Raw genomic sequence first — 22,856 nt, 5'->3', positions numbered from 1 at the left:
ACCATGACTGTCACGCCAACCGTCGCGGAATGCACCGTGGCCAACTGCTCGTTCAACGACCACTCCCATTGCGAGGCCGCCGGGATCACCATCGGCGGAGCCTCGGACCACGCCCAGTGCGCCACGTTCGTGGACACCGGAACGCACGGGGGACTCCCGAAGGTCCTGTCCTCCGTGGGCGCGTGCCAGCGTTCCGAGTGCGTCCACAACGACCACCTCATGTGCGGCGCCAGCGAGATCCACGTGGGGCCCGGCGCCGACAACGCGGACTGCCTCACGTACAAGCACGCGGTCTGAGCGCACCAGGGACCGTCCGGAGCCCACATGTTTGTTCAACAATCCCTTGCGCGCATTGTTGAACAACCTGTAGGGTTCCATTTCAACAACCCTGTGACTGGCGTCACCGCACCGGACGGATACCCCCATGGCAGAAACCGGCACCAACCAGCCCGGCACCAAAATCAACCTGAGCCACTCGGCCAGGCGCACCGCGCTCCTCGGCGCGATGTTCCTGATGGCCACCAGCGCCATCGGCCCCGGCTTTATCACCCAGACCACGGTCTTCACCGTCCAGCTGGGTGCCGCCTTCGCATTCGCGATCCTCGTCTCGATCCTCGTGGACATCGCCGTCCAGATGAACGTCTGGCGCGTTATCGGAGTCTCCGGCCTGCGCGCCCAGGAACTCGGCAACAAGGTCCTCCCCGGAATCGGCTGGTTCCTCGCGGGACTCGTCTTCATCGGCGGCGTCGTGTTCAACATCGGCAACATCGCGGGAACCGGCCTCGGCGCCAACGCCATGCTCGGCGTCGACCCGAAGATCGGCGGCGGCCTGTCAGCGCTGGTCGCCATCATGATCTTCGTCAGCAAGAAGGCCGGCATGGCCCTGGACCGGATCGTGGTGCTACTCGGCGCCATCATGATCCTGTTGATGATCTACGTGGCCATCGTCGCCGCCCCACCGGTCGGCGACGCGCTGCGGAACACGTTCCTGCCGGAGAAGATCGACTTCCTGATCATCACCACCCTGGTCGGCGGGACCGTGGGCGGCTACATCACCTACGCCGGCGCGCACCGCATGCTGGACTCCGGCGCCACGGGCATCGAGCACGTCGCACAGATCACCCGCAGCTCCGTCCTGGGCATCATCGTCACCGGCGTCATGCGCGTCCTGCTCTTCCTCGCGATCCTCGGCGTCGTCGCCGGCGGCGTCGCGCTGACCAGCGACAACATGGCAGCCGAGGCGTTCGGCGCGGCGGCCGGAGAAATCGGCATGCGGCTCTTCGGCGTCGTGCTCTGGGCCGCGGCCCTGACCTCCGTGATCGGCGCTGCGTTCACCTCCGTCTCCTTCATCACCTCCTCCAGAACCTCCGAGCGCAAGCGCAACCTGATCACCGTGGCGTTCATCGCGGTCTGCGCCGTGATCTACCTGTTCCTCGGCCAGGCTCCGCAGCAGCTGCTGATCTTCGCCGGCGCGTTCAACGGACTGATCCTTCCGGTCGGCTTCGGCGTGCTCCTCTACGTGGCCTGGCGCCGCCGGGACCTCCTGCACGGGTACGCGTACCCGAAGTGGCTCCTGATCATGGGCGTCACCACCTGGCTGCTGACCCTCTTCCTGGGGTGGAACGCCATCCTGAGCCTCTCGAAGATCTGGGCGTAGCGGCATGGCAAAGGCGGGTGCCGGCACCGTGCTTCCGGAAAACCACGCCGCGCTGGCTCCCGCCCGCGCCCGCGAACTGTTCCGCGGCGGTCTCGTCGCGCCGACCGCGGGCGTCTCCCGGGGATACGCGCAGGCGAACCTGATGATCGTGCCGAAGGCGCAGGCCTACGACGTGCTCCTCTTCGCCCAGCGCAACCCGAAGTCCTGCCCCCTGCTGGGAGTGCTCGACGCCGGAGAAACCACCGGCCCGCTGCTGGCCGGCGGCGACATCCGCACGGACGTCCCCCAGTACACGGTGTACCGGGACGGCGAGCTGGTGGACGAGCCGACGGACATCTCCGCGTATTGGCGCGGGGATCTGGTGACGTTCATCGTCGGCTGCAGTTTCACGTTCGAATCGGCGCTGCTCGACGGCGGCGTGCCGGTCGCGCACATCGAGCAGGGCGTCAACGTGCCGATGTTCCGCACGAACCGGCGGTGCGCACCCGCCGGGTCCCTGTCCGGACCGCTGGTGGTCTCCATGCGTCCCATCCCCGCGTCCCAGGTGTCCGACGCCGTGCGGATCACCTCCCGCTATCCCGCCGTGCACGGGGCTCCGGTGCATGTGGGGAACCCGGCCGAACTGGGGATTGCCGACCTCGGCCGGCCCGACTTCGGGGACGCCGTGGCGATTCCGGAGGGCCACATCCCCGTGTTCTGGGCGTGCGGAGTCACGCCGCAGGCCGCCGTCATGGAATCCCGGCCCTCGCTGGCGATCGGCCACGCCCCCGGGCACATGCTGATCACCGACGCGCGGGACGGCGACTACCTGGTTCCGTAGGCCGCGGGCCCGGCGCCGCGCGGCCCGGAGGCCCCGTGCCGGCGTCGTCCGGTCCCGGCCCGCCGCGGCGCATCGGTAGGATGACCCGGTGACCCCCCAGCCGAACCCGCCGTACCCACCCATGCTGCATCCCGTCGAGATCCGGCAATTCGTCGGCGCCGCGGCCTTCGAGCGCGGGATCGACTATTTCGACGACGACCGCGTCGGCGGGATCGAGTGGAACCCGGAGAGCCGGCAGGTCGCCGCCTACGTGGAGGGGGCCCCGCCGACTCCCTACCGGACGCTGGTCACCTTCACCCGCGGAACGAACCCGCAGCCGGGCATCTCGGCGTGTTCCTGCCCGATGCGCAGCCGCTGCAAGCACACCGCCGCGCTCCTGCTGGCCGCCTCCCACGCCGCCATGCGGGCCGCGGAACGGGCCTCGGCCGCACCCGTCAAGCAGTTGCCGCCTTGGCGGCGCAAACTCGATGCGATGCTCGGCGGCGACGAAGCCACGGACGCGCCCGGCCCGCTCGGGGTCCAATTCGAGGTGGTCGACGTCGGCGGGCGGCGCCGGAAGAAGCAGCGGCGGCTCTCGTTGCGGCCCGTCACGCTGAACGACAAGGGCCGTTGGATCTACGGCAATTTGCGCTGGGGTGGCTTCGGACCCTCGCCCTACAGCAACCTCCACTACTCCTACCAGCAGCAACAAACATCCTTCAGCGACGCCCAGAAGCGCTGGATGGAGGACCTGCACGTTCTCGCCGACGGAACCTACGGGCAAAGCGCCATCTACCTGGAGGAGTTCGCCTCGCCGGTCCTCTGGCAGTTGCTGGCCGGGGCGCGCGACGCCGGAATCGTGCTGCGCGGCGCGACGGCCGCCGCCCGGTTGACCATCCACGCCCCGGTCGCCGTGGGGCTGGACCTCGTGGACGCCAACGGCAAACTACGGGTCGCGCCGGCCATCCACTTCAACGGGCACGGCGACGCCGCGGCCCCGTTGTCCGGCGATGGGCTCGAGCTGGGCATCATCGGGCAGTCCGGCCACGGTGTCTGGTGGCAGGACCAGCCGGACGTTCCGGCGCGCGAGCGGCCCGTCCACCTGGCGCCGTCCGTCGGGGAAGTGCCCGGCGTCGTCGTGCAGTTGTTGGAAGACCGCAAGCCGTTGGAGATTCCGCGGAACGGCCGTGTCGCGTTCCTGAGCGACTACGTCCCCGAACTGGGACGACTGACGACGCTCGGCTCCAGCGACGGATCGATCGAGGTGCCGGAACCGGTGCCCCCGCACCTCTGGCTCACGGCCGGCCATTTCCGGCGCCGAGGCCCCCGCAACAAGCCCGATGTCACCGGCCTGCGCCTGGCGTGGACGTGGGACTACGGCACCGAGGGCGCGCGGAACCTGCCGCTGGTCGACGACGGACAGGGCCGCCGGGACCGCCAGTTCGAGACAAGCGTGCTGCACCGCGTGACGGGCGTGTTGGACGATTTTCCCGGCGCATGGCGGTCGGCGTTTCCGCAACCGTTGCTGGGGATCCGGGGCAGCATCGAGCCGCTGGAGCTCGAGGGTGTCGACGCCGCGCGGTTCAGCGCCGAGGCCATGCCGCTGCTTGAGGGGTTGGACGGCGTCTCCGTTCAGGTCCAGGGCGAGGAGGTCGAGTACGTCGAGTTGACCGATGCCCCCGAAATCTCCGTCAGCGCCAGCGAATCCGGGACCAGCGACTGGTTCGACCTCGGCGTTCAGGTCCACCTGGGCGGCGCCGAGATCCCGTTCGACCAGCTGTTCGTTGCACTCGCCCAGGGGGAGGACTACCTGCTGCTCGACGACGGTGCCTACCTTTCCCTGGACAAGCCCGAATACCGGCAGCTCCGCCGGCTCATCGAGGAGGCGCGCACCCTGCAGGACCGCGAATCCAAGGGCCTGCGGATCAGCCGGCACCAGGCCTCCCTTTGGGACGAACTGGTGGAACTGTCCGCCAACGCGGAGCAGGCCGAATCGTGGAGGCTGTCCGTGGGCGGCCTCCTGGAACTGGAGACGATCGAGCCGACCGCTCCGCCGGCCGCGCTACAGGCCGAACTGCGCCCCTACCAACAGCAGGGTTTCTCCTGGCTGGCGTTCCTCCACGACCACGGGCTTGGCGGGGTGCTGGCGGACGACATGGGGCTGGGCAAGACCGTCCAGACCATCGCGTTGATGCTCCACGCGCACGACCGGGCCAGGTCCGCGGGGGAGCGGGCCAAGCCGTTCCTCGTGGTCGCGCCGACCTCCGTGGTGCCGAACTGGGCCACCGAGGCGGCGCGCTTCGCGCCGAGCCTGCGCACCGCCGTCGTCGGGGAGACGCTCAAGCGCACCGGCATGGAACTCGGCGCGGTGTTGGAGGGGGCCGACGTCGTCGTCGTCTCCTACGCCCTCTTCCGGCTGGAGAACGCGGACTACGCGCGCCACGACTGGTCCGGACTGATCCTCGACGAGGCGCAGTTCGTGAAGAATCCCGCGACGAAGGCCGCCGCGCAGGCGCGCGAGTTCCCGGCGTCGTTCAAGCTGGCGATCACCGGAACACCGATGGAGAACAACCTTTCCGAGCTGTGGTCGATGTTCGCCATCACCTCCCCGGGACTGTTCGCGTCCGCCAAGAAATTCGACGAGGTCTACCGCAAGCCGATCGAAAAGGACGGGGACAAGGAGCGCCTGGCGCAACTGCGGCGCCGGATCCGTCCGCTGATCATGCGCCGCACCAAGGAGCTGGTCGCCACCGAGTTGCCGCCGAAGCAGGAACAGGTCCTCGAGTTGGAGCTCTCGCCGAAGCACCGCACCATCTACCAGCGGCACCTGCAGCGCGAACGGCAGAAGGTGCTGGGGATGATCGACGAGATGGACAAGAACCGCTTCCAGATCTTCCGCTCGCTCACCATGCTGCGCCAGCTCAGCCTGGACGCGTCGCTGGTCGACGAGCGGTACGCGGGCGTGCCCTCCAGCAAGCTCGACGCGCTGCTCGAACAGCTCGACGACCTCGTGGCCGAGGGGCACAGCGCGCTGGTGTTCAGCCAGTTCACGTCGTTCCTGGGCAAGGCCGCGCAACGGCTGGACGAGGCCGGGATCCCGTACGCGTACCTCGACGGCAGCACCAAGTCCCGCGGCAAGGTGATCGAGAAGTTCACCGGCGGCTCGGTCCCGGTGTTCCTGATCAGCCTGAAGGCGGGCGGGTTCGGGCTGAACCTCACGCAGGCGGACTACTGCTTCATGCTGGACCCGTGGTGGAACCCGGCGAGCGAGAACCAGGCCGTGGACCGGGCACACCGGATCGGGCAAACGCGGAACCTGATGGTCTACCGGCTGGTCGCCAAGGACACCATCGAGGAGAAGGTCATGGCGCTGAAGGAGAAGAAGGCCAAGCTGTTCTCCGCCGTCATGGACGAGGACGCGGCGTTCGGCTCCGCCATCGACGCGGAGGACGTCAGGTCGCTGTTCACGGACTGACGCCGATCCGCGGTCAACGGAACTCGGGGACGGGCGTCAGGGGAGCGTCTCCGTGGAGCACCGCGAGGATGTTGTCCACGGCGAGATCGACCATCCTCTCCCTCGTTGCCTGGGTGGCGGAACCGACGTGGGGGAGCGAGGCGATCCGGGGATGGGTCAGCAGCGGGTTTGAAGGATCCCGGACCGGCTCGGTGTCGAACACATCCAGCCCGGCGGAGTGGATGGCACCGGCGTCGAGCGCCCCCAGCAGCGCGGCGGTGTCGACCACGGGGCCGCGCGCGGTGTTGACCAGCGTGGCGGTGACCTTCATCCGCTCGAGTTCCGGCTGACCGATCAGATGCCGCGTCTCGGCCGTCAACGGGACGTGGAGGGAGACGATGTCCGAGCGTTCCAACAGTTCCTCCCAGGGCACGGCCGTCGAGAGGTCCGAGGTTCCGGTCCGGGACAGGTTGTGCAGGACGGTCATGCCGAACCCCGCCGCCCGCCGGGCAACGGCCTGTCCGATCTGGCCGAAGCCGGCCAGGCCCAGCGTCGCTCCGGTGACATCGAGACCCAGATGCTCGTCGAGTGTGGAGCGCTTCCACCGCCCGGCACGCAAATCGTCCACGGCCGGCAGCAGCAGTCGCCGCGCGAGCAGCATCAGGGCCATCGTGGTGTCCGCCGTCGTTTCATGGAGGACATCCGGGGTGTTGGTGACCGGTATCCCGTGCTCGACGGCGGCCGCGACGTCCACGGCGTCGTACCCGGCGTTCGGAAGGGCGACGACGCGGACGCGGCCGCGGGCGTCCTCGAGGAAGGCCCGGTCGACCTTCGCGTAGGCGGCCAGCACCGCGTCGGCTCCCCGGGCGAACTCCCGGAGCGCCTCGCCGGCGGCCGGCACGACGTCGTCGTCCGGCCAAAGCACGACGTCGGCGTGCTCACGCAGGCGGTCCAGGCCGCGGCCTGGCAACGACGAGCGCGTGATGGCGACCAGGGGACGGCCGGGGAGCGGGCACATCAGGCGCTCAGCTCCCGCATGACCCGGTACAGATCGCTCTTGCCCTCGAAGCCGATGCCCGGGAGATCCGGCATGGTGATGTAGCCGTTGTCGACCTCGACGCCGTCCGGGAAGCCACCGAACGGCTGGAACAGGTCCGGGTAGGACTCGTTGCCGCCGAGTCCGAGCCCGGCGGCGATATTCAGCGACATCTGGTGTCCGCCGTGCGGGATGCAGCGGCTGCGCGACCAACCGTTCTCGTCGAGCATGTCCAGTGTACGGAGGTACTCCACCAGTCCGTAGCTGAGGGCACAGTCGAACTGGAGCCAGTCCCTGTCCGGCCGGAGTCCGCCGTACCGGATGAGGTTCCGGGCATCCTGCATTGAAAACAGGTTCTCGCCCGTGGCGAGCGGCTTGGCGTAGGCCGCCGCGACGTCGGCCTGAGCCTCGTAGTCCAGCGGGTCGACCGGCTCCTCGTACCAGAAGAGGTCGTAGGCCGAGAGCGCTTCGGCGTACTCGATGGCGGTCTTGCGGTCGAAGCGGCCGTTCGCGTCGACCGCGAGGCTCTGGCCCGGGCCGAGCATGCCGAGGACGGCCTCGATCCGCTGGAGGTCCTCGGACAGGGACGCCCCGCCGATTTTGGCCTTGACGGTCGAGTAGCCGCGGTCCAGGTATCCCTGCATCTCGTCGCGCAGTCCCTGGATTCCGCGACCGGGCTGGTAGTAGCCGCCCGCCGCGTAGACGAACACCTGGGGATCCGGCCGGTTGTCTCCGTACCTCTCGGCGAGGAGCCGGAAGAGGGGCCGTTCCTCGATCTTGGCGACGGCGTCCCAGACGGCCATGTCCAGGGTGCCGACGGCGACGGACCGTTCGCCGTGGCCGCCCGGCTTCTCGTTGGCCATCATGGTGTCCCAGATTCGCGCGGGGTCGAAATTGTTGCCCGTCTCATCCAGCAGATCCGCGGTCGGGGCCTCCATGATCCGCGGAATGATGCGCTCGCGCATGAGGGAGCCCTGGCCGTAGCGGCCGTTGGAGTTGAATCCGTAGCCGACCACGGGCCTGCCGTCGCGCTCCACGTCCGTGATGACCGCGACCAGGCTCAGGGTCATCTTCGTGAAGTCGATGAACGCGTTGCGGATGGGGGAACTGATCGGGAGCGTCTGCTCGCGGATCTCGACGATTCTCATTTGGTGGCTCCTGCGGGGGTGTCAAGCCTGTTGAAGGCGGAAACGAGGGCATCGGACACGTCGTCCGTGCTGGCTGTGCCGCCGAGGTCCGGCGTGCGGATGTCGGTTTCGGTCAGGACGTACTCCATGGCTGCGATGAGGTCGCGTCCGGCGTCGGGGTGGCCCAGGTGATCCAGCATCATGGAGGCGGCCCAGACCTGGCCGAGCGGGTTCGCCTTGCCCTGCCCGGCGATGTCCGGAGCGGAACCGTGAACGGGCTCGAACATGGAGGGGAATTTCTTCTCCGGGTTCAGGTTCGCCGACGGGGCGATCCCGATGCTGCCGATGATCGCCGCGCCGAGGTCCGTGAGGATGTCGCCGAACAGGTTGGATGCCACGACGACGTCAAACCGGGCCGGGTCGAGCACGAACAGCGCCGCCAGGGCGTCGATGTGGTATTCGGAAACGGTGAGATCCGGGTGGTCCTTGGCAAGGTTTTGCAGGGTCTCGTCCCAGAACGGCATGGTGTGGATGATGCCGTTGGACTTGGTGGCGGACGCGAGCTGGCCCGTGCGCTGCTCGGCGAGATCGATCGCGTAGTTCATGGCGCGTTCCATGCCGAAGCGGGTGAAGATCGATTCTTGGATGGCCATCTCCTGAGGCATGCCGCGGTAGAGCCGCCCGCCGCTCTCGGAATATTCGCCCTCGTTGTTTTCGCGGACCACCAGGAAGTCGATGCCCCCGGCCGGAACCTTCCGCAGCGGGCTCTCGATTCCGGCCAGCAGCCTGACAGGACGAAGGTTGATGTACTGCTGGAAGGCGCGCCTGATGGGGATCAGCAGTCCCCACAGGGACACGTGGTCGGGGACGCCCGGGAAACCGACGGCGCCGAGGAAGATCTGGTCGCATGCGGCGAGTTGGTCGAGCCCGTCCTCCGGCATCATGCGGCCGGTCCGCGCGTAGTACTCGCAACCCCATTCGAACTCCTGCCAGTCGAAACCGAACCCGTAGCGTTTTCCTGTCAGCTCGAGCAGCTTTTGCGCCGGCGGCATCACTTCGGTGCCGATCCCGTCGCCCGGGATCACGGCAATGCGGTAGCTGGGACTTGTCATGGGTGTTCCTTTGCTGTGGAGGTCTTAGAGGGTGAATTCGGGCAGGTTGACGTACAGGATCCTCGTGAATCCGAAGTAGAAAACCAGCACGACGCCGACGGCGACGCCGAAGTCGAGGAGGATGTTTTTCCAGTTGGGACGTGACGTGCGCATGAGCGCGGCCACCAGGGTGAAGAAGATGATGCTGCCGAAGAGGTATCCCAGGACGGGTAGTGATGCCACCCACGCGATCAGCAGGACGAGCGCCCGGCCCAGGTCCTTGTGGCCGAGCCTCCCGATGCTGTTCCAGCCGGTTTCACGGTCCCGCCAGATCACCCCCCGGGCGACGAGAACCACCCCGAGAACACCGAGCGCGGTCAGGACGGCGTCCGGGAAGATCCCGCCGTAGTCGCTGGAGTACGCGCGCTGGACCCAAAAGACCAGGCAGATCACCAAGACCACTGCGCCACCGATGATGTTTCCCATGTCAGCGTCCTTCCGTGGTGCCGGCGCCGTGTGCGGTCCGGCGCACCGGCGTCGTCCGCCCGGCCCGGCGCTTTTGGATGAAGGGCCACGCCAGCGAGATCACGGACATGGCGATCAGGACCAGGCTGATGGGCCGGGTGAAGAAGGTGAGCCACGGAAGCGCTTCCCCGGAGGACGTCAGGATGCCTTGGACGAGGCCTGTTTCCGCGATGGTGCCCAAAACGAGCCCCAAGACGATCGAGGCGCCGCCGATTCCCACACGTTGCAGCAGGTAGGCCGCGATGCCCAGCGCCAGCATGATGAACACATCCACGACGGAGCTGCGGATGGCGTAGGCACCGATGATCGTTAGGACAATGATGCCGGGGGCCAAGTAGCGGACCGGGAGGGCCATGACCCCGCGCTGCAGGCCGCGGCCGGCGACGAGACCGACCGGGACCATCATGACCGCTGACACCGCCAAGGCGATGATGAACGTGTACACGAGCGGACCGGACGTTTCGAACAGCTGCGCGCCAGGGCGCAGCCCGTGCAACAGGAGCACGCCCAAGATGATGGCGTCCGGCGGGGTTCCGGGGACACCAAGCGTCAGCGTGGGGATGAATCCGCCGCCGACGGTGCCGTTGTTCGCGGACTCGGAGGCGACGACGCCGTCGATCTCTCCTTCGCCGAACGTTTCGGGGTGCTTCGAGGCCCGCTTGGCTTCGTTATAGGCGACCAGGTTCGCGACGCTTCCGCCGGCGCCCGGCAGGATGCCCACGAACGTCCCGATGATCCCGGAGCGGACCAGGTTCACCGGGCGGCTGAGGATTTCCTTCAGCATGCCGCCGAGCCGGTCTTTCTCGCGGGTCTCGTCCACCATGTGCGCGTCGCGGGTGCGCAATGCGATGAGGCGGATGACCTCGGGAATGGTGAACAGGCCGATCAGAGCCGGCACCAGGGGGATGCCGCCCTGCATCATCGGCTCGCCGAAGGTGAACCGCACGTCTCCGCCCACCGGTGCGATCCCGATGGTGGCCAGAAGGAGTCCGAGCAGGCCTCCGATGATCCCCTTGAGCAGCGACCCCGAGGCCAGGCTCGCGATGATCGTCAGGCCGAAGACCGCCACCCAGAAGTACTCCTGGGGGCCGAAGCGCAGGGAGAAGGAGGCGAGCGGAGGAGCCAGGAAGATCAGCCCGATGACGCCGATGATCCCCCCGACGAACGAACCCATGGTCGCCCCCACGATGGCGAATTCGCTGCGCCCCTTCCGCGTGAGTGGATATCCGTCGAGCGCCGTGGCGATCGACGACGGCGTGCCGGGGGCGTTGACGAGGATCGCCGTGAAGGCGCCTCCATAGATGGCACCCATGTAGAAGGCGCCGAGCAGGACCAACCCGGAGGTCGGGTCCATGGCGAAGGTGAAAGGGACCAGCAGCGCCACGCCCATGGTGGCGCTCAGGCCGGGCATTGCCCCGAGAGCCATGCCGCTCAAGGTGCCGACGAGCACCAGGAGCAGCATGGACGGGGCAAGGTTGGCCAGCAGCCCTTGCCCGAGAACCTCGAACATTACGGAACCAGTTCCAGCCTCGTCAGCAGGTCCTCATAGACCGCTGTCCGCTCTTCGGTCAGCTTCGCGGCCTCTTCGGGCCCGTAGTTCTCCAGGACGAAGGCCTGCTCCTCGAAGGCCGACACGAGGTCGGGATCCTGGTTGACCTCCGCGAAGGCGTCGGCGAGTACCTGCACGACGTCGTCCGGGGTGTCCTGCGGGACGGAGACGCCGCGGTACGCGCCGTCGACCAGGTCGTGCCCCTGCTCCGCGAAGGTGGGAACGTCCGGGAGCCCGGGCATGCGTTCCTCGGTGGCGACGGCGATGGCGCGGACCTGGTCACCGAGCTGCGAGATTTGCGGGGTGTAGGACATCAGCGCATCCACGTGCCCACCGAGCAGGGCCGGCACGGCGGTACCAGTACCGGAGAAGGGGGTGTAGGTGACGTCAACATCGGCCATGTCATTCAGCATGAGCGTGCCGATGTGATTGGCGGTGAAGTCACCACTGCCGCCGACCGACATGGCACCCGGCTTTTCCTTGGCCGCCGCGATGAAATCGTCCAAGGTCTCGATGTCGCTGTCTGCCGGAACCAACAGGGCGTTGGGAGTGCTCTGGAAAATATAGACCTGCTTCAGGTCCTCCGTCTGGTAGCCGGCGTCGTCGCGCAGCATCGGCTGAAGGATGATGTGTGGCAGGTTGCTCCCCATGAATTTGTAGCCATCCGGGGCGGTGCGGGTGAGCTCGGACCAGCCCAGGGCGCCGCCGCCGCCGGGCTTGTAGGAGACGTTGACCGGTTGGCCGAGGACCTCCGCAAGCTTCTCCTGCTGCAGGCGAGCCGTGATGTCCGACTCTCCACCGGCGTCGAACGGCAGGATGTAGTCCAAGCGCTTCTGCGGGAAGTCGTTTGCCGACCCTTCTCCGCCGCCCGCACCACCTCCGCATCCCGCTACGGCGAATGCGACGGCGATGGTTCCTGCGATCGATGCGAGCATGCGACGGCTTTTCATCTTTACCTCCATTGGTAAGGGTGGCGCTGGTTCTTTCAGGTGGGTATCAGCCTGCGTTAGGAGAAGTGATACAGATCACTTCTGTTCATACTGTTCACAGGTTCCGGGCGGCTACCTGAGGCGGCCGATGACGGCAGCCGTGACCTCCTCGGTGGTGGCGGAACCGCCGAGGTCCTTGGGCAGGATCCCGGCTTCGGTGGTGGACCGGATGGCCTCGGCCAAGCGTTCCGCCTCATCGGTGAGGCCGAAGTGATGGAGCATGAGACCGGCGCTGGAGATGGCGCCGATGGGGTTGGAAATCCCTTGACCAGCGATGTCCGGAGCGGAACCGTGGACGGGCTCGAACATGCTGGGAAAACGCTTTTCGGGGTTGTAGTTGGCGCTGCTGGCTAGGCCCAGACTTCCGGCCAGGGCGCTCCCTAAATCAGAGAGGATGTCGGCGTTGAGGTTGGACGCGACGACAACGGAGAGCTCCTCGGGCTTGAGCACAAACTTCGCCGCCATGGCGTCGACGAGCACGCTCTCGGTCTCCACGTCGGGGTAGTCCTTCGCGACCCGCTTGAAAACGTCGTCCCACAGCACCATGCCGAACTGCTGGGCGTTGCTCTTGGTCACGCTGGAGAGTTTCGGCCGCGTGCGGGTGCGTGCGATGTCGAACGCGAAGCGGATGATCCGTTCGCAGCCGACCTCGGTGAACAACGAGGACTGCACGGCCACCTCGCCTCCCGCCCCACGGGCTCCAAGGTTGCGGCCGCCGAGACCCGCGTATTCGCCCTCGCTGTTCTCCCGGACCACGATCCAGTCGAGCTCGGTGTCGTCGGCCTTGCGGAGCGGGCTGGTGACGCCGGGGAGGAAGTGGACCGGACGAACGTTGGCCCACTGGTCGAACCCCTGGCAGATGGCAAGGCGAAGGCCCCACAGGCTGATGTGATCCGGGACGGTGGGCCAGCCGACGGCTCCGAAGAAAATGGCATCGAAGTCGCGCAGTTGGTCGAGCCCGTCGTCGGCCATCATGACGCCGTGTTCGGCGTAGTAGTCGCTGCCCCAGGGGAACTCGGTCCACTCGAAGGAGACGCGCCCGTTCGAGTCTGCGGCGATGGCGTCAAGTACTTTCCGTCCTGCGGCGGTGACTTCCTGCCCGATGCCGTCGGCGGGAATGGCTGCGATGCGAAATGTCTGAGAGGTCATAGTGCGACGCTAGGGCAGATTGTGATCCGTGTCTCAGACTTAGATCCTCTCCGACCCATAGGGTGGGCCTATTCGCGCTTGTCAGCACGGTAATCGAGCACGACGTCGGCGAAGGCCTGAGCCGCCGGTGTCAAGGCCGCCGGTGCCCGGTAGGCCAGCCCCACTTTGAGGACGTGGGTCGGCTCGAGGTGCATGACGGCGGCGCCGTTCCGGCGCGCGTAATCGCTCCAGGCCGCCGCCAGCACCGCCATTCCGCACCCGGCGAGGACCAGCGGAAGGACGGCAGCGCGGTGCGCCACCTCGACCGCGATGGTCGCGTCCTCGCAGCAGACCAGGATTTCGTCCACGACCTTGCGCATGACGCTGCCCTCCTGGGAGGTGATGAACCGCTGTCCGTTCAGCTCATGGTGCTGGACCACCGAGCCGTCCGCGAACGGCTGCCCGGGAAGTCCGACGAGCACCATGGCCTGTTCCTCGACGGTTTCGCAATGAATTCCGGCGGTCGGCAACAGGTCCGCACTGCCGAACATGCCGAGTTCGCACGCGCCGCTGCCGATGAGGCGCATGACGTCGGCGCCGGTGTAGGCGGACTGCGCGCTAATGGTCATGCCGGGGTAGCGTCGGCCGAACCGCACGGCAATGGAGCGGAATGGTTCGATCGATTGGGAGGGCATGAGCGCGAGGTCGACCTGCCCGGCTTCCTTGCCCTTGAGCGTCTCCACCGTCGTGCGGAAAGCGTCAAGGTCGCGGACGGCTCGCCGGGCCGGCTCGATCAGCGCCCGCCCGGAGGCGCTGACGACGACAGCCCTGCCGGTGCGGTGGAACAGCTGGACGCCCAGTTCCCGCTCGAGCGCCAGCACGGCCTGGGACAACGAGGGCTGGGCAACGAGCAGATGCTCCGCGGCCCTGCCGAACCCACCGTGCTCGACAACGCCAAGGAAGTACTTCAGGTGCCGGATGTCCATGGCCTAATCCTGCCCCACGGTGGGGGCGGCCGGCGCGCGGGTGGGCGGTTAGCGCCCCGCGGCGCCCAGGTGGCCGAGCAGTTCGGTCTCAGCGGCGTCCATGTACGAGCGCAGCGCCTCGGCGGCGGCCTCCCGGTCACCGGCCCGCAGATGGCCCACCAGTTCGACGTTGCGGTCCACGTAGTGGCTGTGGAAATCGGGCGCGGTGGCCATCGAGTGGAAGACCAGGCGCATCTTCGCCAGCACGCGTTCCATGAGAACCTCGAGCGTTTCGCTCCCGGTCAGCGACACGACGGCCTTGTGCAGCGCCTGGTTGGCGTCGGCCATGTCCGTGACCGATCCGGCGTCGCGCGCGGCGACGGCGCGTTCCACGATGGCGTCCATCGCCCCGAGCGTCTCGTCCGTGACCTCGCCCCACAGCACGGCGGCGGGCTCGATCGTCCGGCGGACGCGGTAGATCTCCCGGACGTCGTCCGATCCCGGGTGCGCCACGAACACGCCGCGGTTGGGGATGCGGTCCACCATCGCCTCGCCGGCGAGAACGGCAAACGCCTCGCGCAGAGTGTTCCGCGAGACTCCGAGCGCGGTGGACAGAGACTGCTCGGACAGCTTCGCGCCGGGCACCAGCTGTCCCTCGGCGATGCGGGCGCGCAACACCGACGCCACCCACGAACCCGTGTGAGCATGTTGTGCCGAGCCGGTCCCGAGGCTCCCCAGCAGGGCGTTCATAAGCATGCTCTCCAATCTAATTGATCTCCGCCGGTTCCCCGGCCCAGCATTTCGACAACGCCACCTGTCATCCCCTCCCGTTTCGACGAAGGTAGATGTCAGTTTCGGGTCGAATTAGAGCATCTACCTTCGTCGAAGCGAGTCGGAGGCGGTGGTCAGGCGATGGTTGCCAGGTTGTCCCCGCGCGCGACGGCGTTGCCCGGCTCCTGTGCGCCGCGCGCCACGGTGCCGGCGCGGTGGGCGGCCACCGTGGTCTCCATTTTCATGGCCTCGAGCACGGCGACCGGGGTGCCGGCGTCGACAGCGGCGCCGTCCTCGACCAGCCACTTGACCAGGTTCCCGTTCATCGGCGACGCCAGCGTAAGGCCGTCGAGATCGGCCTCGCCGGAGTCTGCGCCAGTGGCGGTCCCGGAGCCTCCCGTGCCTCCGCCGCCGAGCAGCGCGGCGAGCAGCTTGGCGGGGAGCCCGAGCTGCACGGCCTTGCCGTCGATCTCCACGGTGATCCGCCCGCGTTCGGCACCGGGGGCCGCGGCCGCGAGCTCGTCGGAGGCCGCCAGTTCCTCGGCGAACCCGGATTCGATCCACGTGGTGTGTACGCCGAGCGAGTCCTCGGCCGTGAACGCGGGGTGCCGGACCACGGCGCGGTGGAACGGAACCACGGTCGGCAGGCCGCGGATGACCAGTTCGTCCAGGGCCGCGCGGGCCCGGCGGAGCGCCTGCGGGCGGTCCTCGCCGTGGACGATCAGCTTGGCCAGCAGCGAGTCGTACTCGGCGGGGACCGTGGAGCCGGAGCGGACGCCGGTGTCCACGCGGATGCCGGCGCCGGTGGGCGCCTCGAACGCCACGACGACCCCAGGGGAGGGCAGGAACCCGCGCGCTGGGTCCTCGGCGTTGAGCCGGAACTCGATCGCGTGGCCGCGCGGCGCCGGGTCCTCCGTCAGCGAAAGCTCCAGCCCGTCGGCGATGCGGAACTGCTCGTGGACCAGGTCCACGCCCGCGGTCTCCTCGGTGACCGGGTGCTCCACCTGCAGGCGCGTATTGACCTCCAGGAAGGAGATGACGCCGTCGGGCGCCACCAGGTACTCGACCGTTCCGGCGCCGGTGTAGCCGGCCTCGCGGCAGATCGCCTTCGCCGATTCGTGGATGCGCGTCCGCTGCTCGTCGGACAGGAACGGCGCGGGAGCCTCCTCCACGAGCTTCTGGTTGCGGCGCTGCAGCGAGCAGTCGCGGGTTCCCACCACCACCACGTTCCCGTGGGTGTCGGCGAGGACCTGGGCCTCCACGTGGCGGGGCTTGTCCAGGAACCGCTCGACGAAGCACTCGCCGCGGCCGAACGCCATGGTCGCCTCGCGCACCGCGGACTCGAACGCGTCCTCGATGTCCTCCATGCGCCGGGCGATCTTCAGCCCGCGTCCGCCGCCGCCGAACGCGGCCTTGATGGCCACCGGGACCCCGTGGATCTCCGCGAACGCCCGGACCTCGGCCGCGTTGGCGACCGGACCGTCCGTCCCGGGGACCAGAGGCGCGCCGGCGCGGACGGCGATGTCGCGGGCGGTGACCTTGTTGCCGAGGTCGCGGATGGCTTGCGGCGTTGGTCCGATCCAGCTCAGGCCGGCGTCGATCACGGCCTGGGCGAAGTCCGCGTTCTCGGACAGGAAGCCGTATCCGGGGTGCACGGCGTCCGCGCCGGAGCGGGCGGCGGCGTGGAGGATCTTCGGGATGTTCAGGTAGCTGTCCGCGCTGGAGGAGCCGCCGAGCGCGAAGGCCTCGTCGGCGAGGCGGACGTGCAGCGAGTCGGCGTCGGGGTCCGAGTAGACGGCGACGGAGCCCAGCCCCGCGTCGGTGCAGGCGCGCGCGACGCGGACGGCGATCTCGCCGCGGTTGGCGATCAGTACCTTTTTCATGCGTGGAGTCCTTCGGGGGTGGGGGAGGGTTGGAGGGTGTCGGGATCGACGACGGCGAAGCGCACCCGCGTGCCCGGCGCCAGCTGCGCGGCGGCCGGAAGGTCCTCCGGCACCACGACGGCGATCACCGGGTACCCGCCCGTCACGGGGTGGTCGGCGAGAAACAGGACGGGAAGGCCCGACGGCGGCACCTGCAGCGCGCCGGCGACGGCGCCTTCGCTGGGCAGCTCCCCGTCCCTGACGCGGGCGAGGGGGCGGCCTCCGTCCGGTTCGAGCCGGACGCCGATGCGGTTGGACTGGGTGGTCGCGGTCCAGGGGTGGGCGGTCAGCGCGTCGAGCGCGTCGGGGCCGAACCAGTCGTCACGCGGGCCGAGCGTGACGCGCAGGGTTGCCTCGCCGGCGGGGCGCAGGGTGGTCGGTTCCGCGGCACCGACCACGTGGCCGGGGCCGGCCGGACCGACGCCGAGCACCGTTCCGGCGGCCAGCGGCGGCTGCCCGATGCCGGACATCGAGTCGGTGGCGCGGCTGCCCAGGACGGCGGGCACGGCCAGGCCGCCGCGGACGGCGAGGTAGGAGCGCAGCCCCGCGGTGGGCGCCTCGATGCGGAGCGTTTCGCCGTCGCGCAGTGCGAACGGGGCACGCAGCGGGGCTTCGGCGGAGCCGTGCGGGCCGGAGACGGTGGCCGGGGTCTCGGCGCCGGCGAGTGCCAGGACCAGGTCGCCGCGGGCGGCGACCTCGAGCCCGCCGAGGAGGGACTCGACGACCGCGTCGCCCGGCGGGTTGCCGACGAGCCGGTTGGCCTGCCGCGCCGCGGTCTGGTCCGCCGCGCCCGAGGCGGAGACGCCGAGGTCGCCGAGTCCGGGACGGCCGAGGTCCTGGATCAGCGACTGCATCCCGGGGGAAAGGATTTCGAGTGCGCCGTGCGCGTGGCCCGTCTCCGCGGCCGGGGCAGTCACCTCGTCGCCGGCGGCGTCCGAGGCAACCGCGACCTCGATCGATTCGCGAATCGCGGTGTAGCGGACGGTGTCGCCGGGGCGGACGAGTGCGGGCTTCTCGCGCCCGAGGTTCCACATGGTGGCTGCGGTCCGGCCGATCAGCTGCCATCCGCCCGGGGACTGCCGCGGATAGACGGCGGAGAAGTTCCCGGCGAGCGCCACGGACCCGGCCGGCACGGCGGTGCGCGGGGTCCCGCGGCGGGGGACGTTCAGTGAGTCGTCTTCGCCGACCAGATAGGCGAAGCCCGGGGCGAAGCCGCCGAACGCGGCCGTCCACAGCTGGCCGGTGTGCGCGGCGACGACCCCGTCGGCCCCGAGCCCGGTGAGCCGACCGACCTCGGCGAGGTCCTCGCCGTCGTACACCACGTGGATGTCGACGGGTGCGCCGGCGTGGGCGGCGCGGGCGGACGCCTCGGCCTGGGGGCCGAGCTCCGTGATGGCGCGGCTTCCGCGGACGGCGTTAGCGCGCGAATCGAACTTGACCAGCACGGATTCGGCGGCGGCGAGCACGTCCTGCTGGCCGGTGAGGGGGTTCTCGAGCAGCATTCCGTGCAGGGCGAGGACGGCGTCCAGCGGCTGGATCTCGACGAGTAGCGACCGCGTTCCGGCCCAGCGGATGCCCTTCAGGCTCACGCGAAGCTCTGGATTTCGACGCCGGCGCCCTCGAGCCCGGCGCGGACGGCGGCGGCCATGGCCACGGCGCCGTCCGTGTCGCCGTGGACGCAGATGCTCTCGGCCCCGGTGCGGATGGTGGAGCCGTCGCGCGCGACGATCTCACCCTCCGTGGCGAGGCGCACCATGTTGGCGGTGACGATCTCGGGATCGTGCAGGACGGCGCCCTCCTCGCGGCGGGAGACCAGCGTCCCGTCCGGGTTGTAGGCGCGGTCGGCGAAGGCCTCGGAGACGGCGCGGAGACCGGCGGTCTCCGCCAGCGTGAGGGCGAGCGAGCCCGGAAGGAGCAACAGTGGAAGGTCGCCGCCGAAAGCGCGGACCCCGTCGACGACGGCCCGGGCGTGGCCCTCGTGGGAGAAGATCGTGTTGTAGAGGGCGCCGTGGGGCTTGACGTAGCGGATGGTTCCGCCGGCCGAACGGGCCAGGGCGTCGAGGGCCCCGAGCTGGTAGAGGACGTCGTCGGCCAGCTCGGTGGGGGAGCAGTCCAGGAACCGACGGCCGAAGCCCGTGAGGTCCCGGTAGCCAACATGGCCGCCGATGGTCACGCCGGCGGCCACGGCGTCGCGGCACGTCTGGGCGATGGTGCTCGGGTCGCCGGCGTGGAAACCGCAGGCCACGTTGGCGCTGGAGACCGAGCGGAAGATGGCGGCGTCGTCGCCCATGGTCCAGTTGCCGAAGGACTCGCCGACGTCGCTGTTGAGGTCGATGGTGGCCAAGGTGATCCCCGTCTCGTTGGTGGTTATCCAAGCATGCACCAGAGACGCGGATTGTTCAACAATTTTCTGCGGGGTGGTTAGATTTCCCAGTCTCCGGAGGTGTCGCCGCCGAAGAAGCCGCCCTCGCCGCCGAGGAATCCGTCGAAGACTCCGCCGGCCTGGCCGGTGAGGTCCTCGCCCGCGCCGCTGAACGTCTCGCCGATTCCGGCCACGGAGTCCTCCAGGGCACCGAAGCCCTCGCCGAGTCCTTCGGCCGCCCCGGCCAGGCCGTCGCCCATGCCTGTGAAGCCCTCCAGCAGGGGCCCGGCGACGGCGGAACCGATGAACGCGCCCGCCACACCGGCCATGAGCCCCGCGCCGAGTCCGCCCGCCGCGCCGGCGGCCATGCCACCCAATCCCGCGCCGCGGCCTCCACCGGCTCCGCCGCGGCCCAGGATCTTCTCCATGAAACCGGGGCGGGACACCTCCGCGCGGGTCGCCGCGCGGGCGAGGTCCTCGGGGCGGTCGGACCGGGGGCGCTCCGCCGGGGGCAGCTGTTCGCCCAGCTCTGTCTGCAGCAGCGAGCGCTGCTGCGGCGTCAGGCTGGCGAAGGCCTCCTGGTGGGCGCGCTCCATGTCCTCCGGCGGGGCGGTGCGCAGCATGTACTTGTACTTCGCGATGGCGGCCTGGTCGTCCGCGGATCCCCGCGGTGCCGTGGTCCGGGGCTGAGCGGGGGCATTGCCCTGGCCCGGGGGCCGTCCCTGCGGATGGCCGTAGCCCTGCTGACCGTAACCCTCCTGACCCTGTCCGTAGGGCTGGTTCCCGTGGCCCTGCTGCCGGCCGCCGTCGTGCTGCTGGGGCTGCTGGCCGGTCCGCTGATCCAACTGCTCCTTGACGTATTCCCCGGCCATGCGCTTGCCCTGCTGGACCAACTTGTCGAACATGCCCATGGTGGTTCTCCCTGCCTCGTCTGATCAAGCCCTGTTGCCCGGCGCGCGCGCCGGGCCCACCCCGTACAACTCCCCCGGCCTCCCGCCCGTTCCCCCGGCCGGTGTGGCGTCCGCCGCCGCCCCGCCGGGACGGCGCCCGGCGGTGGCAGACTGGGACCGTGGACCTCCAAATCATCGCCACCGTCGTCGCCGGCCTGCTGCTCGCCGTGGCCGCGGTCGGGATCGTCTATCCGATCCTTCCCGGCAGCTGGCTGGCGATCGCGGCCCTTCTGGCGTGGGGCTGGATCCTGGGCAGCGCCGCGTCGTGGACCACCGCCGTGATCGGCATGGTGATCGCCGGCGTCGGTTGGGCGGCCTCGGCCGTGCTGACCGGGCGCAACCTGCAGCGCCAATGCATCCCGCGGCAGTCCATCGCCGTCGCGCTGGTGTGCGCGGTGGTGGGCATGTTCGCGATCCCCGTGGTGGGGCTGTTCGTCGGGTTCGGGCTGGGACTGCTGCTGTCCGAGTTCGCCCGGCGCAGGCATTTCGGGGAGGCGCTGCGGGCCAGTGGATCGGCGCTGAAGGCCACCGGCATCGGCATCCTGGTGGAATTCGGGTGCGCGGCGCTGGCGGCGTCGGTGTGGACGATCGGCGTCTTCTGGCACTTCACGACGCGGTAGGCGGCGACCCGCTCCCGCCCCGCCCGGGGACCGGTCGGGGCGGGCACGGGTCGGCTATCACCTGACTGTGCCGTACCCGACCGCTGCGGACGGCCTACTTGCCCTTTCCGGGGTGCGTCGAGGTCTCGACGAACGGCTGGACCGAGCCGGTGTAGGGCGTGACGGTATTGGTTCTGCCGACAACTCCCACCTTCCACGTGCCGGCCTCCGGGTACGTGGTCAGGACCTCGCGCTCGGTGATCGGCGAGTCAAGCAGGCCGGCGGAGGCACCGACCTCGTTGCCCTGCGGGTCGTAGAGGAACAGGTAGATGTTCTCCGCCGGATTGAGCCACGAGATCTCGGTGTGGAGGGCGGCGGTGCCCTCCGCGACCTCGACGTCGTGGTAGCTCCAGAACGCGTCGTCGATCTCGGAGACCGACGTGTCGACCGCGTAGCCGCCGGGCAGGACCTGGCCGGAGAGCTCCTGCGGTTCGCCGCTGGCCTCGAAGCCGTTGAGGGACAGGGACGACTTGCAGGTGGTCTTGCCCTTTTCGGCCATGGCCACGGCGGCCTGGGCGTCCAGCATGCCGGCGCCGACCTCGAAGGACGCGTAGCCCGGCATCTCGGCGGCGGAGCACTCGAGGACGCCGATCACGTCGGCCGCGCTCAGGTCCGGGTTCGCCTCGAGAATCAGCGCGACGACGCCGGACACGTGCGGCGTGGCCATGCTCGTCCCGCTGGCCCGGGTGTACTCCGGGTTCTCCGCGATGACGCCTGAGGACATCTGCGCGCCGGTCGCGGACCGTGCCGCCCCGATGTCGACACCGGGTGCGGTGATGGTCGGACGGTAGAGGCCGTCGTCGGCCGCGCGGTTCTGGTTGCCGTCGGGGCGGCCGGTCGAGGAGAAGCCCGCCAGTGTGAAGTCCTTGTTGGCGGCGGCCACGGACACGACGTACGGGGAGACGGAGTTCCGTCCCATCGTGTTCGGACTGCCGGAGTTGCCGGCCGCGAAGACTGTGACGACGCCGGCGTCGTACGCCTCCTTGGTGGCGATGTTCACGGGGTCCTCCGGATCGTAGTCGCTGCCCCCGCCGCCGCCCCAGCTGTTGGAGACGACGCGGACGTTGTGCTCGGCGCCGTCGGTCAGGATCCAGTCGTAGGACTGGATGGCCCACCAGGACAGCACGTTGGCCGAGCCGAGCTTGAAGCTGATGATGTCCGAACCCGGTGCGACGCCGGTGAACTTTCCGTCGCTGGCGGCGCCGGTGCCGCCGATGGTGCCCGAGACGTGTGTGCCGTGCCCGTGGTCGTCGTTGCTGGTGGGGTTGTCCACGAAGGCGACGTTCGTGTCGCTGAGCGGATCGCCGAGCACCGCGAAGTTGCGGACGACCTTGTCTCCGTGGGGGAGGTCCGGGTGGGAGGCGTCGGTGCCTGTGTCCGTGACCGCGACCGTCACACCGCTTCCGTCATAGGCTCCGCGCAGTCCGTTGCCCGCCCAGACGTCGTCGGCGTTGATCATCTCGAGGCTGTCGTCGAGATACAGGTCGTCTCGGGTGTTGTCCCAGACGCTGCGGGTCGAGTCCCACGACGCGACGTCCAGGATCTGGGCCGGCGACAGGGTGGCAAGGCCCATGTCGAGCGTCCTGGTGGTCTGCACGTCCGGGTCCAGCGCCGTGAGGGCCTCCAAGCCCGAACGGTCGTCGAAGGAAACGATGACCTCCAGCGAATCATCGCTGGAGTCCAAGAACTCCTGGACCGTGGGGGACAGCGCGGCGCCGTCCAGCGCGGCGGTGGTCGAAGCGGTCGCCGGGGCGATCGTCGCACCCAGTAAGCCGAGGAGCGCAAGGGGCAGTGTGAACCTTTTTGTCAAATTCATAACGGAGAGGCTAACAGGATATTCACAGCTTGATAATAGGGAGTGTCTCCGGCGGA

Annotated in this window: 19 protein-coding genes; 5 read left to right on the top strand and 14 right to left on the bottom strand. The window is 69.0% G+C overall.

What is annotated here, in order from left to right; translation table 11 throughout:
* Nucleotides 1-3 precede the first annotated feature (3 nt).
* The 4 genes from AC0QSG_RS10680 (at nt 4) to AC0QSG_RS10665 (ending at nt 5,931) form a co-directional block, all read left to right on the top strand.
* The gene (locus AC0QSG_RS10680; protein WP_435728116.1) at nt 4-297 is read left to right on the top strand and encodes a DUF1540 domain-containing protein; all 294 of its coding nucleotides are present in this window, start codon (nt 4-6) and stop codon (nt 295-297) included.
* Nucleotides 298-424: 127 nt separating this feature from the next.
* Complete coding sequence (locus tag AC0QSG_RS10675) at nt 425-1,657, top strand: NRAMP family divalent metal transporter (protein WP_475375350.1); 1,233 nt, start codon at nt 425-427, stop codon at nt 1,655-1,657.
* A 4-nt stretch (nt 1,658-1,661) separates the two neighbouring features.
* Nucleotides 1,662-2,477, top strand: coding sequence for a putative hydro-lyase (locus AC0QSG_RS10670; RefSeq protein ID WP_475375349.1), 816 nt, complete (start codon nt 1,662-1,664; stop codon nt 2,475-2,477).
* An 88-nt stretch (nt 2,478-2,565) separates the two neighbouring features.
* Entirely contained in the window at nt 2,566-5,931 is a 3,366-nt protein-coding gene (locus AC0QSG_RS10665; RefSeq protein WP_475375348.1) for a DEAD/DEAH box helicase, read from the top strand.
* A 13-nt stretch (nt 5,932-5,944) separates the two neighbouring features.
* On the opposite strand, the gene AC0QSG_RS10660 is transcribed toward AC0QSG_RS10665, so the two are convergent.
* From AC0QSG_RS10660 to AC0QSG_RS10600, 13 genes are all read right to left on the bottom strand, one after another.
* Complete coding sequence (locus AC0QSG_RS10660; protein ID WP_475375347.1) at nt 5,945-6,928, bottom strand: 2-hydroxyacid dehydrogenase; 984 nt, start codon at nt 6,926-6,928, stop codon at nt 5,945-5,947.
* Complete coding sequence (locus tag AC0QSG_RS10655; protein WP_475375346.1) at nt 6,928-8,094, bottom strand: mandelate racemase/muconate lactonizing enzyme family protein; 1,167 nt, start codon at nt 8,092-8,094, stop codon at nt 6,928-6,930. The genes AC0QSG_RS10660 and AC0QSG_RS10655 overlap by 1 nt, the downstream gene beginning before the upstream one ends.
* Complete coding sequence (locus tag AC0QSG_RS10650) at nt 8,091-9,185, bottom strand: tartrate dehydrogenase (protein WP_475375345.1); 1,095 nt, start codon at nt 9,183-9,185, stop codon at nt 8,091-8,093. Before AC0QSG_RS10650 ends, AC0QSG_RS10655 begins: the two co-directional genes overlap by 4 nt.
* Nucleotides 9,186-9,209: 24 nt before the next feature.
* Nucleotides 9,210-9,650: a tripartite tricarboxylate transporter TctB family protein gene (locus AC0QSG_RS10645; protein ID WP_475375344.1), complete on the bottom strand. Its 441-nt coding sequence runs from the start codon at nt 9,648-9,650 to the stop codon at nt 9,210-9,212.
* A 1-nt stretch (nt 9,651) separates the two neighbouring features.
* Nucleotides 9,652-11,199 (bottom strand): tripartite tricarboxylate transporter permease, encoded by a 1,548-nt coding sequence (locus AC0QSG_RS10640; RefSeq protein ID WP_475375343.1) that lies wholly within the window; start codon nt 11,197-11,199, stop codon nt 9,652-9,654.
* Nucleotides 11,199-12,173: a tripartite tricarboxylate transporter substrate binding protein gene (locus AC0QSG_RS10635; RefSeq protein WP_475375342.1), complete on the bottom strand. Its 975-nt coding sequence runs from the start codon at nt 12,171-12,173 to the stop codon at nt 11,199-11,201. The genes AC0QSG_RS10640 and AC0QSG_RS10635 overlap by 1 nt, the downstream gene beginning before the upstream one ends.
* 126 nt (nt 12,174-12,299) lie before the next feature.
* Nucleotides 12,300-13,376: a tartrate dehydrogenase gene (locus tag AC0QSG_RS10630; protein WP_475375341.1), complete on the bottom strand. Its 1,077-nt coding sequence runs from the start codon at nt 13,374-13,376 to the stop codon at nt 12,300-12,302.
* 68 nt (nt 13,377-13,444) lie between these two features.
* Complete coding sequence (locus tag AC0QSG_RS10625) at nt 13,445-14,341, bottom strand: LysR family transcriptional regulator (protein ID WP_475375340.1); 897 nt, start codon at nt 14,339-14,341, stop codon at nt 13,445-13,447.
* Nucleotides 14,342-14,389: 48 nt separating this feature from the next.
* Nucleotides 14,390-15,076, bottom strand: coding sequence for a GntR family transcriptional regulator (locus tag AC0QSG_RS10620; protein ID WP_475375339.1), 687 nt, complete (start codon nt 15,074-15,076; stop codon nt 14,390-14,392).
* A gap of 149 nt (nt 15,077-15,225) precedes the next feature.
* A complete protein-coding gene (locus tag AC0QSG_RS10615) occupies nt 15,226-16,974 on the bottom strand; it encodes an acetyl/propionyl/methylcrotonyl-CoA carboxylase subunit alpha (RefSeq protein WP_475375338.1) in 1,749 nt (582 codons plus the stop codon).
* On the bottom strand, nt 16,971-18,602 hold the full coding sequence (locus tag AC0QSG_RS10610; RefSeq protein ID WP_475375337.1) for a 5-oxoprolinase subunit B/C family protein: 1,632 nt from the start codon (nt 18,600-18,602) through the stop codon (nt 16,971-16,973). The genes AC0QSG_RS10615 and AC0QSG_RS10610 overlap by 4 nt, the downstream gene beginning before the upstream one ends.
* Nucleotides 18,599-19,357 (bottom strand): LamB/YcsF family protein, encoded by a 759-nt coding sequence (locus AC0QSG_RS10605; protein ID WP_475377304.1) that lies wholly within the window; start codon nt 19,355-19,357, stop codon nt 18,599-18,601. Before AC0QSG_RS10605 ends, AC0QSG_RS10610 begins: the two co-directional genes overlap by 4 nt.
* 77 nt (nt 19,358-19,434) lie before the next feature.
* Nucleotides 19,435-20,286 (bottom strand): hypothetical protein, encoded by an 852-nt coding sequence (locus AC0QSG_RS10600; RefSeq protein ID WP_475375336.1) that lies wholly within the window; start codon nt 20,284-20,286, stop codon nt 19,435-19,437.
* A gap of 158 nt (nt 20,287-20,444) precedes the next feature.
* Between AC0QSG_RS10600 and AC0QSG_RS10595 the strand changes: the two genes are divergently transcribed.
* The gene (locus tag AC0QSG_RS10595) at nt 20,445-20,945 is read left to right on the top strand and encodes a DUF456 domain-containing protein (protein ID WP_475375335.1); all 501 of its coding nucleotides are present in this window, start codon (nt 20,445-20,447) and stop codon (nt 20,943-20,945) included.
* Nucleotides 20,946-21,039: 94 nt separating this feature from the next.
* On the opposite strand, the gene AC0QSG_RS10590 is transcribed toward AC0QSG_RS10595, so the two are convergent.
* Nucleotides 21,040-22,800 carry a S8 family serine peptidase gene (locus AC0QSG_RS10590; RefSeq protein WP_475375334.1) on the bottom strand — a complete coding sequence of 587 codons (1,761 nt, stop codon included), beginning with the start codon at nt 22,798-22,800 and terminating at the stop codon, nt 21,040-21,042.
* Nucleotides 22,801-22,856 lie beyond the last annotated feature (56 nt).

Source organism: Arthrobacter sp. LT660, assembly GCF_056172845.1.
Note: the sequence above shows the minus strand (reverse complement) of the source record. Positions and strands in the feature narration are given on the sequence as shown.

Bases quoted from the DNA above. Each gene is read 5' to 3' on its own strand.
- AC0QSG_RS10680 (WP_435728116.1), top strand. From the start codon at position 4: ATGACTGTCACGCCAACCGTCGCGGAATGCACCGTGGCCAACTGCTCG.
- AC0QSG_RS10675 (WP_475375350.1), top strand. From the start codon at position 425: ATGGCAGAAACCGGCACCAACCAGCCCGGCACCAAAATCAACCTGAGC.
- AC0QSG_RS10670 (WP_475375349.1), top strand. From the start codon at position 1,662: ATGGCAAAGGCGGGTGCCGGCACCGTGCTTCCGGAAAACCACGCCGCG.
- AC0QSG_RS10660 (WP_475375347.1), bottom strand. From the start codon at position 6,928: ATGTGCCCGCTCCCCGGCCGTCCCCTGGTCGCCATCACGCGCTCGTCG.
- AC0QSG_RS10655 (WP_475375346.1), bottom strand. From the start codon at position 8,094: ATGAGAATCGTCGAGATCCGCGAGCAGACGCTCCCGATCAGTTCCCCC.
- AC0QSG_RS10650 (WP_475375345.1), bottom strand. From the start codon at position 9,185: ATGACAAGTCCCAGCTACCGCATTGCCGTGATCCCGGGCGACGGGATC.
- AC0QSG_RS10645 (WP_475375344.1), bottom strand. From the start codon at position 9,650: ATGGGAAACATCATCGGTGGCGCAGTGGTCTTGGTGATCTGCCTGGTC.
- AC0QSG_RS10640 (WP_475375343.1), bottom strand. From the start codon at position 11,199: ATGTTCGAGGTTCTCGGGCAAGGGCTGCTGGCCAACCTTGCCCCGTCC.
- AC0QSG_RS10635 (WP_475375342.1), bottom strand. From the start codon at position 12,173: ATGCTCGCATCGATCGCAGGAACCATCGCCGTCGCATTCGCCGTAGCG.
- AC0QSG_RS10630 (WP_475375341.1), bottom strand. From the start codon at position 13,376: ATGACCTCTCAGACATTTCGCATCGCAGCCATTCCCGCCGACGGCATC.
- AC0QSG_RS10625 (WP_475375340.1), bottom strand. From the start codon at position 14,341: ATGGACATCCGGCACCTGAAGTACTTCCTTGGCGTTGTCGAGCACGGT.
- AC0QSG_RS10620 (WP_475375339.1), bottom strand. From the start codon at position 15,076: ATGCTTATGAACGCCCTGCTGGGGAGCCTCGGGACCGGCTCGGCACAA.
- AC0QSG_RS10615 (WP_475375338.1), bottom strand. From the start codon at position 16,974: ATGAAAAAGGTACTGATCGCCAACCGCGGCGAGATCGCCGTCCGCGTC.
- AC0QSG_RS10600 (WP_475375336.1), bottom strand. From the start codon at position 20,286: ATGGGCATGTTCGACAAGTTGGTCCAGCAGGGCAAGCGCATGGCCGGG.
- AC0QSG_RS10590 (WP_475375334.1), bottom strand. From the start codon at position 22,800: ATGAATTTGACAAAAAGGTTCACACTGCCCCTTGCGCTCCTCGGCTTA.